Source organism: Providencia sp. (assembly GCF_052096715.1).
Lineage (GTDB): Bacteria > Pseudomonadota > Gammaproteobacteria > Enterobacterales > Enterobacteriaceae > Providencia.
In genome coordinates this window covers 118,388-133,655 of record NZ_JBQDNB010000001.1, presented here as the reverse complement: position 1 = coordinate 133,655, position 15,268 = coordinate 118,388, and the positions used below count along the sequence as shown (strand labels likewise).

12 protein-coding genes are annotated in these 15,268 nt (G+C 39.4%); 7 read left to right on the top strand and 5 right to left on the bottom strand.

Annotated features, from left to right (window positions below; translation table 11 throughout):
• Window positions 1-127: 127 nt before the first annotated feature.
• On the top strand, window positions 128-733 hold the full coding sequence (locus ACTH6U_RS00605) for a hypothetical protein (RefSeq protein ID WP_441831370.1): 606 nt from the start codon (window positions 128-130) through the stop codon (window positions 731-733).
• A 138-nt stretch (window positions 734-871) separates the two neighbouring features.
• On the opposite strand, the gene ACTH6U_RS00600 is transcribed toward ACTH6U_RS00605, so the two are convergent.
• The 4 genes from ACTH6U_RS00600 to ACTH6U_RS00585 all read right to left on the bottom strand — a co-directional run bounded on the left by ACTH6U_RS00600 (window position 872) and on the right by ACTH6U_RS00585 (window position 4,786).
• Window positions 872-2,878 carry a BCCT family transporter gene (locus tag ACTH6U_RS00600; RefSeq protein WP_441831369.1) on the bottom strand — a complete coding sequence of 669 codons (2,007 nt, stop codon included), beginning with the start codon at window positions 2,876-2,878 and terminating at the stop codon, window positions 872-874.
• 427 nt (window positions 2,879-3,305) lie between these two features.
• Window positions 3,306-3,572, bottom strand: a complete 267-nt coding sequence (locus ACTH6U_RS00595; RefSeq protein WP_441831368.1) for a DksA/TraR family C4-type zinc finger protein — start codon at window positions 3,570-3,572, stop codon at window positions 3,306-3,308.
• Between the two features lie 83 nt (window positions 3,573-3,655).
• Window positions 3,656-4,093, bottom strand: coding sequence for a GNAT family N-acetyltransferase (locus ACTH6U_RS00590; RefSeq protein WP_441831367.1), 438 nt, complete (start codon window positions 4,091-4,093; stop codon window positions 3,656-3,658).
• A gap of 195 nt (window positions 4,094-4,288) precedes the next feature.
• The gene (locus ACTH6U_RS00585) at window positions 4,289-4,786 is read right to left on the bottom strand and encodes a hypothetical protein (protein WP_294108653.1); all 498 of its coding nucleotides are present in this window, start codon (window positions 4,784-4,786) and stop codon (window positions 4,289-4,291) included.
• Window positions 4,787-5,094: 308 nt separating this feature from the next.
• On the opposite strand from ACTH6U_RS00585, the gene ACTH6U_RS00580 reads away from it, so the two are divergent.
• Window positions 5,095-5,790, top strand: a complete 696-nt coding sequence (locus ACTH6U_RS00580) for a DUF421 domain-containing protein (RefSeq protein ID WP_294108655.1) — start codon at window positions 5,095-5,097, stop codon at window positions 5,788-5,790.
• A 49-nt stretch (window positions 5,791-5,839) separates the two neighbouring features.
• On the opposite strand, the gene cptA is transcribed toward ACTH6U_RS00580, so the two are convergent.
• Window positions 5,840-7,549 (bottom strand): phosphoethanolamine transferase CptA, encoded by a 1,710-nt coding sequence (cptA, locus tag ACTH6U_RS00575; protein ID WP_441831366.1) that lies wholly within the window; start codon window positions 7,547-7,549, stop codon window positions 5,840-5,842.
• Between the two features lie 396 nt (window positions 7,550-7,945).
• Between cptA and ACTH6U_RS00570 the strand changes: the two genes are divergently transcribed.
• The 5 genes from ACTH6U_RS00570 to ACTH6U_RS00550 all read left to right on the top strand — a co-directional run bounded on the left by ACTH6U_RS00570 (window position 7,946) and on the right by ACTH6U_RS00550 (window position 15,178).
• Window positions 7,946-9,118, top strand: a complete 1,173-nt coding sequence (locus tag ACTH6U_RS00570; RefSeq protein WP_441831365.1) for an NAD-binding protein — start codon at window positions 7,946-7,948, stop codon at window positions 9,116-9,118.
• 30 nt (window positions 9,119-9,148) lie between these two features.
• Window positions 9,149-9,766, top strand: a complete 618-nt coding sequence (gene ccmA, locus ACTH6U_RS00565) for a cytochrome c biogenesis heme-transporting ATPase CcmA (protein WP_441831364.1) — start codon at window positions 9,149-9,151, stop codon at window positions 9,764-9,766.
• Window positions 9,766-10,431: a heme exporter protein CcmB gene (gene ccmB / locus ACTH6U_RS00560; protein ID WP_441831363.1), complete on the top strand. Its 666-nt coding sequence runs from the start codon at window positions 9,766-9,768 to the stop codon at window positions 10,429-10,431. Before ccmA ends, ccmB begins: the two co-directional genes overlap by 1 nt.
• A gap of 455 nt (window positions 10,432-10,886) precedes the next feature.
• On the top strand, window positions 10,887-12,596 hold the full coding sequence (locus ACTH6U_RS00555) for a ShlB/FhaC/HecB family hemolysin secretion/activation protein (protein ID WP_441831362.1): 1,710 nt from the start codon (window positions 10,887-10,889) through the stop codon (window positions 12,594-12,596).
• An 11-nt stretch (window positions 12,597-12,607) separates the two neighbouring features.
• Window positions 12,608-15,178, top strand: a complete 2,571-nt coding sequence (locus ACTH6U_RS00550; protein ID WP_441831361.1) for a two-partner secretion domain-containing protein — start codon at window positions 12,608-12,610, stop codon at window positions 15,176-15,178.
• The last annotated feature ends 90 nt before the right edge of the window (window positions 15,179-15,268 follow it).

Sequence of the window (15,268 nt, the reverse complement as noted above, 5' to 3'; positions counted from 1 at the left end):
TAAGGATTTCACAAGCATATAGACCTAGAGATGCTCATGGATTCGATATATCAGAAGTTCCTCCAGAAGCGCTTGTATCTAATTGTAAAAATTGCATTAAAGTATTTTTAGAATAATAAGGATATCTATGGAATTACAGTTAGATGATAATTGGAAACTAGGCTCTGCAAGAAATCATACATGGGTTGCTATGGACAAGAATGGACATCTTGAATACATGTTAAATAATGGCTATGGCTGGCTTCCAACTATATTACTGAGTATCCCAAATATAAAAGATAAGTTATCTGATTTATGTGAATTTGTAGATGGTGACTCAAGTAAATATATTAATAATGTAGATAAACGAGGTGGTTATTTAATTGACTTATACTCAAGCTGGGTTTATGAAAATTATTGTGATAAAAAAGCGATAGTAGGTGAGTTAGATAATCAATTAAAATGTGGAGATAAATATAGCGATGCTGCTATAGGAGCTAAAATGGGAATGTTCTTTTTTCAAGGACTGGAAGGACATAGCAAAGGTGAGGATTTTCCTGTTGGTTACGATGGTGATAGCAAGATGGGAGATTATTATCGTTTTATTGTCCCAACTATTTTCGCAACTATAGAGGATATTCCCCTTCCTTTAAGGCAATATATTGTTGTTTCAAATACAATTGATTTCACAACAGATAGGCTACTGGATAACGATAGAATTAGTGAGTATTTCCCTCGTATGTACCATAATTAAGGTTATGAGTTATTAGACGAAAAAATAAAACAAGACAAAGTTAGGAAAGAATCATAAGTAACCGCCATCTTTACATAAAGATGGCGGTTACTACTATGTAAGCTTCAGTCTCTAATGTTCAATTTCTCTCTTTTTGGGTTACTTACCCAATAAGTGTAAGAAATGAATGTGTTTTTCATACTGATCAAGAATGTCATGAATGATCTGTTCTTTTGCCCAGCCCATCACATCATAATCTTGCCCGCCTTCTTTTAGGTGGATCTCGGCGCGGTAATAGCGCTGTTCTTCACTTTTTTCATCATCACTATCTGTGGCCATACCAGCGAGAGCAAATGCTGGCTGAACATAGTAACGGAGGCGAACTTCGTAGAAAAAGTTCATATCGTCGCCTAAATCCACATCAAAACTAATTCGGTCATCTTTCTCTATGTTGATATGGCAAGTAGTGCCTTGTTTAGCTAATTCTTCAGAAACCATCTCCATTGAAGGTTTGACGACCTCTTCAATAAAACGTTTAACTTGAGAGCGTTTCGGAAAATAAGCAATATTACGTAGTCTGCGCTGCCAAGGAATTGGGTTGCGGCTCGCTGTTGGTGCAATTGTTGCTAATTGCTGACTATCACGCTTATAGGCATCGACACGTAGTGCTTTAAATAGGCCATAGATTGATACGAGTAAGACCATCGCAAAAGGTAAGGCACTGGCTATAGTAAGGGTTTGCAGTGCTTTTAAACCACCCGCAAGTAGCATGGTGATAGCCACGACCCCCATAAGACCAGCCCAGAAAATACGCTGCCAAATTGGTGTATCTGAGTCGCCACCGGAAGCTAGAGTATCTACAACCATTGCCCCTGAGTCAGCTGAAGTGACAAAGAAAACCACTACCATCAACATCGCAAAGAATGATAATGCAGTTGAAAATGGAAAATAAGTTAGAAACTCAAATAAGGCTAGAGACACATCAGATTGTACGGTTTCTGCTAGACGTGTAGCCCCTTGATTTTTAATCAGGTCGATGGCTGTATTTCCGAAGAAGGTCATCCACAGTAAGGTGAAACCCGCAGGCACAAACAATACACCCATCACGAATTCACGGATAGTACGCCCACGGGAAATACGCGCAATAAACATGCCGACAAACGGTGACCATGATAACCACCAACCCCAATAAAGTAGCGTCCATCCACCTAACCAATTACTGGATTTAGGCTCATAAGCATACAAATTAAAGGTTTTCGTGACGATTTCAGAGAGGTAGCCTCCCGTATTTTCAACAAAAGATTTTAGTAATAAAACCGTTGGTCCCAAGACAACAATTAGTACCAATAACAAGAATGCGAGGCCCAAATTTAATTCAGATAAAATACGAATGCCTTTATCGAGTCCTGAAACAACGGATAAAGTGGCAAGTCCGGTGAAGGTGATAATCAAGATAACTTGGATGGTTTCGTTAACTGGCCAACCGAATAAATGATTCAATCCTGCATTGACTTGCAATACTCCAAATCCTAGCGAGGTGGCAACACCAAACACGGTACCGACAACCGCAAAAATATCCACCGCATGGCCTATAGGACCATAAATACGTTCACCAATAATGGGGTAGAGTGCGGAACGCAGTGTTAAGGGTAATCCGTGGCGATAACTAAAAAAGGCTAGAATTAAAGCAACAATCGCATAAATGGCCCACGCATGTAACCCCCAGTGAAAGAAGGTTAAACGCATAGCTTCTTTGGCGGCTTCAATGGTTTGTGCATCCCCGACTGGTGGATTGAGATAATGCATCACAGGTTCAGCAACACCGAAGAACATTAAACCAATACCCATACCCGCAGAAAACAGCATGGCAAACCAAGAAACATAACTAAAGTTAGGCTGTGCATGGTCAGGTCCAAGTTTTATCTGACCATAACGAGAGAGTCCCAGATAAGTCACACTCAGTAAAATGATGGCAACAGCAAGTATGTAGAACCAACTGGCGTTATCAAATAAATTTTGTTGAAGATGACTTAGATGAGATTCTGCGACTTCAGGCATCAAGGCGGCAAAGCCAACGATGATCAAGATAATGAGGGCGGAACTATAAAATACCGGGGGACTAATTTTCGATCGTATTTTTTTGATATCAGTATCAATTTGACTCATGACTACCTTCTTTGGTTTTATTTTTGGCATACCAATATAATGTCGAGTATGCAGCGAGCGTCCTTCTTAAAAACAATGGATAATTGCGAAAGGGTTTCGGTTAAGAAACAAAATAGAAAGAACAGCGAATAAATAGTGGTGTTGATAGCAGTTAAAACCGCCATAAATATTAACAAAAATCTTGCTTTATAGTCCTTCAGTTCAAAAAAATAGGGGGTAATACTGCCATGTTATGGCCTAACATTCAACTTACTCGTCATACTTTGAACTGTAGGGGGGTTGGCTTCATTCGCTAACCTCGGTCACATACTTATGTATGCTCCCAAGGATTATCTCAATTGCCGCCTACCTACAATTCAAATTATTTAGAGTAAATAATAATGTGGTGAATATATTTACAATGAACTGAATAGGGAGAAGTGAGTTTTTATCTTAGCTGGCTGTCTTTACTGCCTCGGCGGTTGTAGCCAGAGAAAGCGGCCTGCTTTTTATCAAGCTCGCTTTGGCATGTGACACATAGTTTGACGCCGGGAAGGGCTAGGCGCCTTGCTTGAGGGATTTCATTGCCACACTCTTCACAAAATTCTGCGCTTTTCCCTGAATGTAATTCACTGCGCGCTTTGGCGACGGCGTCAGCTAATGTGGCGTCGATTTGTTCTTGAACGGCATTCTCATTTGCCCAACCCGTAGCCATGTTTACCTCAATGGTTAACTAAACATCGATATAATTATTATTGAGGTGAATTACAAGAAATCAAGTTTCTTACTGATTAAATTTTACTTAAGTTGGAGCGTCATATAAATATGATCCATCCCATCTTCATCGTACATCTCACCTTGGGTTTGATAGCCTAAGGTATGATAAAATTCGATAGCCGTATGTTGAGCAGAAAGGCCAATCGCACTGTAATGATTTTCTAAACCATATTGTTCAACGAATCTCATTAATTCGCGACCGAGTCCTTTACCCCGATGTTGCTTTAATACTGCGACTCTACCGACTTTAATTAAGCCTTCGTCTAGTAATAGACAACGTAATACGGCGGCAGGTTTATCCGTTAAATAAAGCACTACATGTAAGGCGTTGTCGTCATATTCGTCAACATCGATATCAGCGGGAAATCCCTGTTCTAGCGTGAATATTTGCTGACGAATATCGAAAGCGTGACTCACTAATGTGGGGAGCGCATATCCGTGACTGTGTTTGATTTGCATTTTATATATCCTATAGGATGATTTAATATTTATATTTTTTTCTGAAGCGGTTATATGGATATATAATCATATAGTGTGAGGAAGGAAAATAAATAGTTATTTATATTTAGTTACTTGGTGTTTGTATTCAGTATAAAAAATGCAGGTATCAACTACCTGCATTTTCAGTCAATAATAGCTTATTAATGTATATAGCTATTTATTGTCAGCCTTTGCATCATTATCTGCTTTTAATGATTCAGTCTTATTTTTTGCATCTGTCGCAAGCTCATCGGCTTTATTGATAGCATCAGTTTTGAGTTGTTCTGACTTCTCACCCGCACTTTCAGTGGCTTGGTTATATTTAGTCTCAAGTTCATCTGCTTTTTCAGATGCGCTTTGTTTTAGCTCATTGGCTTTAAGTTTGGCGTCATCGGTTAGTTCATCGGCTTTTTTCTCACCAGCTTCTTGCAACTCTTTCGCTTTATCGGTGATTTGGTCAGCTTTTTGTGAAGCATCTTTTTGCAGATCTTCGGCTTTTTCTTTTGCACTGTTGGTCAGTTCAGTGGCTTTTTGTTCACCTGTTTCTTTCAATTGCTGCGCTTTTTCTTCCGCTTGCTTCATCGTGTCGTCTGTTTTAGATGAATCATCACAGCCGGTTGTAACAGCAAAAACACCCGCTAGAATAAGTGAAGCGATGATTTTCTTTTTCATAAACATTTCCTTAGCATGAAGTTTGTCGAGTTATTGATTGAAATTCAAATCAAATATATTAATAGTTACTTCATTAATATAGACCAAAATTAGTTCGATGGATAATAGTTATGTCCTTTTTTTGATACGTATTAAGTTATGAAAGCTTTAATGCGATTTAATTTTTTATTGATTTTAAATAAATTAAAAATCTAATTTTATATTTAAATAATATGAAAAATGATTGGTTTAATGGTATTTTTATTAATAGAGATAGGTTTTTTAAAGTGGGAGTCTTAAATGAGTTTTAATAATATAGGGATAACAAAATGACATATTATTACACGCTCGTTATTATAAAGTTTATCATTGGTTTTACTATTGTAATAACACACATGAATTTTTCGGGGAAAACACAACTTTCACAAATGACACCAATTGATTTTATTGGTAATTTTGTGTTAGGTGGTATTATCGGTGGTGTAATTTATAGTGATACCATTCCATTGCATCAATATGTAATTTTATTATTTATGGGTGTAATGTTTATTTCATTATTGAACTTTTTAACAAAAAAATTCAATTTTTTCCGCAGTGTTACTATTGGTAATACCATTCCAATAATTAAAAATGGGCAGTTTATTATGGAAAACATACAGGAGAAAAGGAATAAAATTGATATGTTGAATATCACTTCTCGCATTCATGCCCAAGGTGTCTATTCATTTCAAGAAATTTATTATGCGCAGATAGAGCCTGATGGCCAACTAACTATTATTTGCGATAAAAAAAATATGCCATCGGTGATATTAATTAAAGATGGTGTTATTAGAACCAGTGAATTGGAAGCGATTGAACGGGATGAGGACTGGCTTAAGCAACAAATTGAAAAACATGGAATTAATAACATCACAGATATTTTCTTAGCTGAGTTTTGGCATGGTGAAGTTAGTTTTATTTTGCAAGATGGTAAGATAAAGCGTGTCGATGAACAAAAGTTGAAAGTTGTTGCTGAAAATAGTTAGTGAAAAAGTGGATGAAACGAAGTTACTCATTTCATCCACAAATTGAACACTATTTTTTCAAATCATCATAGAGCATCAGTGATGATTTTTTATCCGGATCGCCTATATACCTTGGTTGAGGCTTGAATTCAGCATTGAATAAGCTCTTTTCAGGTTCAAATCCGGTGTAGTTTAGCCCCGCTAAATCAGACCAAGCATAGATAAAATCCATGGTACTAAAAGGTCTGGTGGTTTTGCTGTTCAAATCAGACTGATGAGTCTGTAGCCATTCAGGTGATTGCCAAACTAAGAAAGGAATGTTGTACATAACCTTTGTCGGTTTACCTTCACTACGGCCTAACATCTCATGCGGTGGAGTATCAAATACATCTTCGCCGTGATCGGAAAAGAACACCAAAAAGCCATTTTCTTTTGAAGAGTCGAAATCTTTAATTAGTGATGAAACTACATAGTCATTATAGTGCTGAGCATTATCATAAGCATTGTAGTCTTTGATTTCGTCATCTTTCAGATTCGCAGGGATGAGACTATCTTTATTGGTAAAAATGGCTTTATCTTCAGGGTAGCGGAATTCATAACGCATATGCGTTCCCAACAGATGAACCACAATGAATTTTTTCTCAGCAGGATCTGCGAGTGCTTCTTTAAATGGCTCAAGTACTACGTCATCATAGATCCTAGAGCTTTGTGCCATATCATTATTCAAATAATATTGCTTATCTGTTTGGCGTGAAAATGCCGTTAACAGGGTATTACGCTCTGTCATAGTTTGCTGATTGGTGATCCAAAAAGTCTTAAACCCTGCTTGTTTCATCATATTCATGATAGACGGGCGCGAGTTAAATAATTCAGGTTCAGTTTGCGATGCAAAAGTCAGCACTTGTTGTAGTGCTTCGATGGTATAAGGACGCGATGTTACGACATCATTAAAGACGGATAAATTCGCGGGATAATCTTGAGCTAATTGAACAAGTTCCGGTGTTGTCGGACGCTGATAGCCATATAAACTCATTCTATCGCGGCTAGTCGATTCACCAATAACTAATACAAAAGTTCTCGGTGTATTGCCGTTGGCATCAACAAAATTTTCTAGTGGTGGAATTTTGTTATTGTCACGGATCAGCTCCTCCATGTTTGCCAGTTGGTTTTTGTAGAGGAAATAACCACTAACAAACTGCCACGGTGCTGCATACGCCAATTTACTATTGATATATGAAGTCACATTGGAAAGCGGGCGATCTTGCTTGATAGCTTTATTATAATAAGGCACACCAAACAGGATAATTAAAATTAGTAACGAAACGCCAATCCGCCCAGTGGTTGGTAATGTGACTGGCTTTAGGCGAGTCCATAAAAAGATAGCTACAAGCGTATAAGCGAGGATGACGCCAACGACTTTGAAACTGAAATACTGTCTGAGGAATTCTCCGGCTTCATTGGTGTTAGTTTCGAACATAACAAACATCACACTTTGTGATAATTGATGCCCATAAACCACAAAATAAGCTAAAGCGATAACAGAAGATAGCCAAAGGACAATACCGATAAGACCGGCAACGAGTTTTATTTTTTTAGGAAAAAGTAGGGCTGGAATAATCCAAAGTGAGCTATAAAGGAGTGAGTCTCTGAGTCCGATAGTGTTACTTTGGCCAGTAACGACAACATAAAGTTGCAATATCGATGAGAAATACCAAAAGTAGATTAATAGCCAGAGCAATGACGACCAGCTAAACTTGTTTGTTTGTGTAGTATTAACCATAAGTTTTTTGACTCTTACTTTTTTGTATTGTTGAGTAGCTATAAAGTAACGATAAGTAACTATGAAAAATAGTTGAAAAATCGATTTTTAGATAGAGTGACAATCGTTAAGTTCAATAATAAATTTAGTGAGATAATAATCTCTTAAGGTTACCTTTAATCATCTGTTCATTAAAATGAGTCTATTTAGCGCTTTCCGTTTAGATATTTTGATTACACTATAGTTTAGAATGGTGAATTGTGCCTTATGATACTAGGGTGACGGCATAACTTAGCGAGCGATATCATTATGCTTTGCCTGTTGCACAACTTGCCAGAATGATATTATCCTTAGCTAAACTAACTGGTATATAAACAAACGTTAATTATCTTTTCGATGAAAGGATGAGGCCAAATAATGTTCGATAACTCTTTTGTGGCTTTCTTAAAATCATCCTTATCAATCAGGCTGTTACTATCCTTATTGATTATTATTGATGGTTTTATGATTTTAAAACCAGTGCTAAGTGCTTATACCGACTATATCGATTGGCGTGAAACAGGCTTCACAGAATGGTTGAAGTCATTGGGTTTTATGAAATTACTCGATATTCCTCGGTTTTTATTGGGCGCCTCGCTGATTTTTCTTTCGTTATTTATGATCAATGGCGCACGGATAGCTTGGGTATTTTCCCTGTTTTTATTAGCCATTATCTCTTTTGTTGATTTAAGACTTGCTCAAGAGAACATTCATCAAGGTTATTTTTCTCTCGGTTTATTTGTCGCATTATGTTTATTTTGGAAGCTTTACCATCATCATAGTTTAACCAGTGCTGGCTTTGTTGCTGTCACCTGTATTATTGGTTTATTGCTCTATTCCATTTTTGGTACGCTTTATATTGGCAATGAATTCTTTCCTATTGTGAAAGATGGCACAACAGCATTTTATTTTGCACTTGTGTGTATGACAACGGTTGGATTTGGCGATATTGTGCCTGTGACAGTTGATGCTCGCGTTTTTACTGTTACTGTTATTATTTTGGGTATTACTATTTTTACAACATCGGTCGTTTATGTCGTTGGCGTATTGGCTAAAGGGACGAAAGAAATTGTCCGCAAGAGGTTTTCTTATATGAAAGATCATTATGTAGTCATTGGTGGTACGCCTATGGCCGTGAATGTTTATCAAGGACTTAAAAAACGTGAGCTTCCTGTTGCGGTCATCTGTCAAGAAAACCATCGTAGCCATTATCCAGAAAAAGATAATATTGTAACGGGTGATCCTACGAGCTCAGAATTACTGGCCGCTGCTAACGTCAAACATGCTAAGTGCGTGCTTATCATGACGGATAGTGACTCATTGAGTACTTTTGCTTTACTCGGTGTTAGGGAATTAGCGGGCAAAGAAGCCAAAACAGTTGTGCTTATTAATCAAGAAAATAACATGGATAAAGTGCGTCTACTGCATCCTGATATGTTGTTTTCATTATCTTCTCTGGGTTCTGAAGTTTTGATGCAAGTGCTTTGCGGTGACGCAATATCCAGTGACACTATCAGTGATATGCTGTTGAATAAAGTTGCAAAAAGCTAATAACAAAGCTCTAAACAGGGAATGTAACCCATGCTAAGCGCACAACAAATAAGTTGTCATCGACAAAATAGAGTATTGTTTCAGCAGTTAGATTTTACAGTATTACCGGGGCAAATTTTACAGGTTGAAGGCCCTAATGGTGCAGGCAAAACCACTTTATTGCGTATGATGGCTGGTCTGTTAAAACCCGATGATGGCGATATTCTTTGGCAAGCACAATCGATTGAAAAACTAAAAGAAGATTATACGCGTCATTTACTTTATTTAGGTCATAAGCCCGCGGTAAAGTTTCTGTTAACACCTTATGAAAACTTGCTATTTTACTATCAAATGCACCATAAAGAGCCTGAAGGTGAGCGTATTTGGCAAGCGTTAGAGGAAGTTTCGCTGATAGGTTATGAGGATGTTCCTGTTTGCCAATTATCTGCGGGTCAGCAACGTCGAGCTAATCTGGCACGGTTATGGTTAAGCGAAGCATCACTTTGGATTTTAGATGAACCGTTTACCGCTATTGATGTGGCGGGTGTTAAACGCTTAACTGAACGTTTTCATCAGCATGCTGAGCTTGGTGGTATTATTTTGTTTACATCCCATCAAGCGATGTCGGGCCATTTTGGATCATTAAAACTGACGGGCGGGTATGAGTAATGTTTTGGTTATTAATTAAAAGAGAACTAAAAATTGCCTTTCGAAGTTTTTCTGAGTTAGTTAACCCGTTATGGTTTTTCTTAATTGTGATCACGTTGTTCCCGTTGAGTATTGGTCCTGAGCCTCAGTTACTCGCCCGTATCTCGGTCGGTGTTTTCTGGGTTGCAGCCATCTTGTCCTCGCTATTATCATTGGAACGCTTATTTAAAGATGATTATCTCGATGGCACTTTAGAACAGCTTTTATTAGCACCTAACCCGTTATTTATCGCCGTATTAGCCAAAGTTATTGCACATTGGTTAGTGACTGGTTTGCCATTAATTTTGCTTTCGCCAATCGCCGCATTAATGTTGTCTTTTAACAGCGATACATTATTCGTACTCGCGGGCACTCTCTTATTAGGCACGCCAGTACTCAGTTTTATTGGCGCGATTGGTGCTGCGTTAACGGTTTCCCTTAAAAAAGGCGGCGTTCTTGTGAGTTTACTGGTGTTACCGCTCTATATCCCTGTCTTGATTTATGCTACAGGTACCATGGAAGCGCATAGTTTTAATATGCCATTAAATGGTTATTTCGCTATCTTAGCGGCGTTATTTGCTGCAAGCCTAACATTTTCCCCCTTAGCCATTGCTGCTGCATTGAAAATCAATATTAGTCACAGTTGATTGTGACCTAGTCAATTGCTGCCTACTCATTAGTTACATAGCTAATTTCTAAAAGGCGTCATCACGCATTTATGCATTTTTACATCTATATTTTTTGTTTTTTGTTTTCTTTCATTAAATGGTAGTGCTGTGGATTAATATATGTATGTTAAATTTTATTACTTATTTTGTGAGTGATTAATGTCAATCAGTGAATTTAACTTAGGTTGAGATGATGCGATAATTTAAGCCGATAAAGTTAATTTGTTTTATAATATCTTAGCTATTTAACATAAGAAATTTAATTATATAATTGATTTAATTATTTAAATTTACTTTTATCTTTTGGGGGGCGAGAGTGAGGGCTAAGTCACTATTTAACTAAAAATGCGATAATAGCTGATTGTGATTTAGGTTAAGGTATGTAAAGTTATGCGCAGATAATTAACTTACACTTTGGGATATTAAAAAAACTAATGATTTTTGTACGGACACTCATTTTCGGATCGATTTTTTTTACCTTTTGTTTCCCTACGCTAGCAAAAGCTTCATTATTGAAACCGGATAACACAGACGATCTATTTAATCGACAAACTCAGCAGCAGCAAGCTCAGCAGCAGCAATTTGAGGCAAAAGCCCCAGATGTGAGCTTATCTACGCCTATCGCCAAGGCGCAATTACAATTTCCAGATGAAAATCCGTGCTTTAAAATTGAGCAAGTATCTATTACAGGCCAAGAGGCCTTGCCTCATTGGGTTCCGGTTCAGAGACTGGCTAATCAGGCCGTTGGTCATTGTATTGGTGTTGAAGGGATTAATTTATTGGTTACGGATGTGCAAAACCGATTAATAAGTCATGGGTGGATTACAAGCCGTGTTTTAGTTCCTGAACAAGATTTATCCACGGGTCAGCTTAATTTAGTTGTATTACCGGGCAAAGTTCAAAAAGTGGTTTTTACCGATGATTCATCACAATACAGTACGCTGTATACCGCAATGCCAGCCCATTCAGGTAATTTATTGGATCTTAGGGATATTGAGCAAGGCCTCGAAAACCTGCAACGCTTACCGACCGTACAAGCTTCGATGGAAATGGTACCCGGTGATGGTCCGGGTGAAACTCAAATTGTGATCAATCGCCAGCAGTCGCGTTATTGGCACGCTGGCGCATGGGTGGACAATACTGGCTCAAAAAGCACCGGTAAAAACCAAGTGGGTGTGATGTTGGCACTGGATAACCCGGCTTCCCTCAGCGATCTTTTCTATATTACGGCAACGCGCGATTTAAGCTTTTCTAGCGATAAAGACACCACTAACTACAGTGCGCACTATTCGGTGCCGTTTGGTTATTGGCAGTTTGCCACCACAGCGAGTGATTATGAGTACACACAAACTATTGCTGGCACAAATAGCGACATTCGTTATCGCGGTAAAAGCAAAAGTTTGAACCTACAACTGAGCAATGTGCTGTACCGTGATGCCACAGCGAAAACCACAGCGACCTATGATGTCAATTTACGTGAGACGCGCAACTTTGTGGGTGAAACTGAAATTGAAAACCAAAAACGGCGCACTACCGCTTGGAAGCTCGGCCTTAATCACCGTCAATACGTGGGGCAATCCACACTCAATGTGGGGGCGAGTTACCAGCATGGGACGCGCTGGTTTGGCGCAATGCCCGCTTTTGAAGAGTTTAGCAGTAAAGGCTCCCAAGATTATGCGACCGCACTGGCGATAATTATGCAATTTTCCGCGTCTGCGAGTATCCCGTTTACACTTGCGGAGCAGCCACTTCGGTTTGAGCCACAATACTTACGTCAAATCAGTGACAGGCCTCTAACGCCTCAGGATCAATTCAGTATCGGTAACCGCTGGTCGGTACGAGGTTTTGATGGCGAACGCACCTTAAGTGCGGATGAAGGCTGGACGCTGCGCAACACCCTATCATGGACATTACCTGTTCCTGCTCAAGAACTGTATGTGGGCGTCGATTACGGCAAAATTAGCGGACGTGGGACTGACATTAACTTAGGCTCACACCTTGCGGGTGGTGCGATTGGTTTGTGTGGTGCGATTAACCCCGCCAACTTAAGTTATGACTTCTCTATTGGCACCCCGTTCTCTAAACCAGAAGGTTTTAGAACCGACCCAGCTACATTTTCGTTTTCGGTTAACTGGAATTACTAAGGACTCTCAGGATGAACAAGTTACTTTACCGCTTAATATTTAATGTCGCTCGCCAAATGGTGATGGTGGTGGCAGACATTACGCGCAGTCATCGTGCGGGTCCTGCGGGTTCGAGTGAAAATCGAGTCGAGAAAACAGCCAGCAGTCGCATTCGTTGGTCAATCAAGCCACTCGTCACTTCCCTTTGGTTGACGCTGGGCATGGTGAGTTTTAGCGCGTCGTCATCTACCATCGTAGCGGATGGTAATGCGCCGGGAAATCAGCAGCCTACCATTGTGAATACCCAAAATGGTTTACCTCAAGTCAATATTCAAGCACCTAACCGTGACGGGGTTTCGCGTAACCAATATAGCCAATTCGATGTCGACCATAAAGGGGCTATTCTTAATAACAGTAGCACTAACGTCAACACACAACTTGGAGGGATGATCCAAGGCAATGACTGGTTAGCCAAAGGTGAAGCTAGGATTATTTTAAATGAGGTCAACAGCCGTGACCCAAGCCAGCTAAATGGCTTTATTGAGGTTGCTGGTAAAAAAGCTGATGTGATCATTGCTAATCCAGCGGGGATCACTTGTAACGGTTGTGGCTTTATCAATGTCGATAAAGCCTTACTTTCAGCCGGTAAGACACTGATCGAAAATGGTAAAATTAAAGGTTTTGAGGTTGATAAAGGGAGTATCAATGTTATTGGTCAAGGCTATAACGGCAATGGAATCAACTATACAGCGTTAATTGCTCGTTCGGTAAATATCAATGCCAAACTGCACGCCAAAGATTTAGTGATTATCACCGGTAAAAATACCGTTGCCGCAGATGGTCAAACGATCCTTAAAACGGATAATTCATCCACCGATGATCAACCAGAATTTGCGCTCGATGTTGCTGCTCTTGGTGGTATGTACGCGAATACCATCAAAATGCGTGGTACTGAACACGGCGTGGGAGTGCGTAATGCAGGGCATATTGGCGCAGAGGCAGGCGATATTACGTTATCCGTTGACGGTAAAATTGGTAATGCTGGGGTAATAACAACCAACCAAAATATCGCGATAGACAGCCAACAAACGATTAATAATAGCGGCACCGTATTGGCACAAAACGATATTCAGCTCAATGCAAAACAAGCAATAACGAACACAAATAAAGGCCAAATTGTCGCAGAGCATGATGCGACGTTGAATGCTGATCAAATTAATAGCGATACAACGGCATTATTAGCTGCGGGCGTAGACAGTAAAGGGAAATTAACTTCAGCAGGTTCATTAACGGTTAAAGGCCAAAAAGACGTTGCATTGCAGGGGGATATTGTTGCCAAAGACAGCTTAATCGCCACAGGCGGTTCACTCGACTTGTCTGATTCCAATACTCAAGCCAAAAATATTTCACTGACGTCAACAGTAACCGATATCCGCACGAAAGATGCGCACCTACAAGCCAACGATAGAGCCACACTGACGGCTAAAACGGGTATTGATAATCAAAACGGTGAAATTGTTGCCAACGAACTCACCTTAATAGCTCCTGAATTTCTTAAAAACCAGCAAGGTAAATTAGTTCAAAAAGGCAATTCAAAAAATATCTTAAATACTAAGGCATTCGAAAACCAGCAGGGGGAAATTAACTTTGCGGGTGACACCGTTGTATCAACACAACAACTGAATAACCAGTCCGGAAAGATATTAAGTCGTGATGGTAAAGTCGATATTCAAACTAAAAATCTAGACAACCAACAAGGGACAATCTTAGCCTCGGGCAAACAAGGGCTTACCATCAAGGCGGATAAGCTGGATGGACAAAAAGGGGAAATCCTGACCCGTGGCGTATTAAACTTAGCAGGGCAATCCATTAATTTGGATAATGGAGCCACCCAAGCTGAGCAAATCACCTTGAAAGCCAATGAGCTCTCTCACCGCCAAGGAAATCTACTACAGATGGGCGATAAAGCCATGACCGTGGAAATCGCCACGACGTTGGATAACCGTGGGGGAAGTGTGTCATCCAAAGGTGACTTGCGTATACTTGCAGATAACCTTGATAACAGCGATGGTAAATTATTCACGAGTACTAATAAACAGTTAGCACTTACTGTAACTACTGAGTTGAATAACACGCGAGGCGTGATTCAAACAGATAAGTATTTAGCCATTAAAGCCAATAAACTGGTTAATTCTCAAGGGAAAATCAGTAGCTTATCAGGGGCAGCATTGCTCAGTGCAAATCAGTTGGATGGTAATAAAGGGACGATTTTTGCGCAAGATATCTTACGGATTGAAAGTGCCAATATCAATCTAAGCCAAGGTTTTACTCAAGCAAACCAGATTTCCATTTTAGCCAACAACTTCACACATCAGAATGCAACGTTACTGCAAACAGGTGAAGGGAAAACTGAGCTACACATTCAAAATCAATTTGATAATCAGCGAGGGGAAATCTCCAGTAATGGTCAAATTGAGATTTCAGCCAATGGTTTGAATAACCAAGATGGTAAAATCATTGCCGCAAAATTGGGTAAGCTGACGCTCAGCATTCAACAGACGCTGAATAATACTCAAGGGATATTATTAGGTAATCTTAGGTAATCAAGGTATTCAATTAGCGGCGAATCGCTTAATTAACCAATCGGGTAAACTCATTGCGAGTTTTGGTGATAACCAATTAACGCTCAAACA

Excerpts from the sequence above, each read along its gene's own strand:
- ACTH6U_RS00555 (WP_441831362.1), top strand. The coding sequence starts at position 10,887 with ATGATTTTTGTACGGACACTCATTTTCGGATCGATTTTTTTTACCTTT.
- ACTH6U_RS00585 (WP_294108653.1), bottom strand. The coding sequence starts at position 4,786 with ATGAAAAAGAAAATCATCGCTTCACTTATTCTAGCGGGTGTTTTTGCT.
- ACTH6U_RS00580 (WP_294108655.1), top strand. The coding sequence starts at position 5,095 with ATGACATATTATTACACGCTCGTTATTATAAAGTTTATCATTGGTTTT.
- ACTH6U_RS00570 (WP_441831365.1), top strand. The coding sequence starts at position 7,946 with ATGTTCGATAACTCTTTTGTGGCTTTCTTAAAATCATCCTTATCAATC.
- ACTH6U_RS00605 (WP_441831370.1), top strand. The coding sequence starts at position 128 with ATGGAATTACAGTTAGATGATAATTGGAAACTAGGCTCTGCAAGAAAT.
- ACTH6U_RS00600 (WP_441831369.1), bottom strand. The coding sequence starts at position 2,878 with ATGAGTCAAATTGATACTGATATCAAAAAAATACGATCGAAAATTAGT.
- ccmA (WP_441831364.1), top strand. The coding sequence starts at position 9,149 with ATGCTAAGCGCACAACAAATAAGTTGTCATCGACAAAATAGAGTATTG.
- ACTH6U_RS00595 (WP_441831368.1), bottom strand. The coding sequence starts at position 3,572 with ATGGCTACGGGTTGGGCAAATGAGAATGCCGTTCAAGAACAAATCGAC.
- cptA (WP_441831366.1), bottom strand. The coding sequence starts at position 7,549 with ATGGTTAATACTACACAAACAAACAAGTTTAGCTGGTCGTCATTGCTC.
- ccmB (WP_441831363.1), top strand. The coding sequence starts at position 9,766 with ATGTTTTGGTTATTAATTAAAAGAGAACTAAAAATTGCCTTTCGAAGT.
- ACTH6U_RS00590 (WP_441831367.1), bottom strand. The coding sequence starts at position 4,093 with ATGCAAATCAAACACAGTCACGGATATGCGCTCCCCACATTAGTGAGT.
- ACTH6U_RS00550 (WP_441831361.1), top strand. The coding sequence starts at position 12,608 with ATGAACAAGTTACTTTACCGCTTAATATTTAATGTCGCTCGCCAAATG.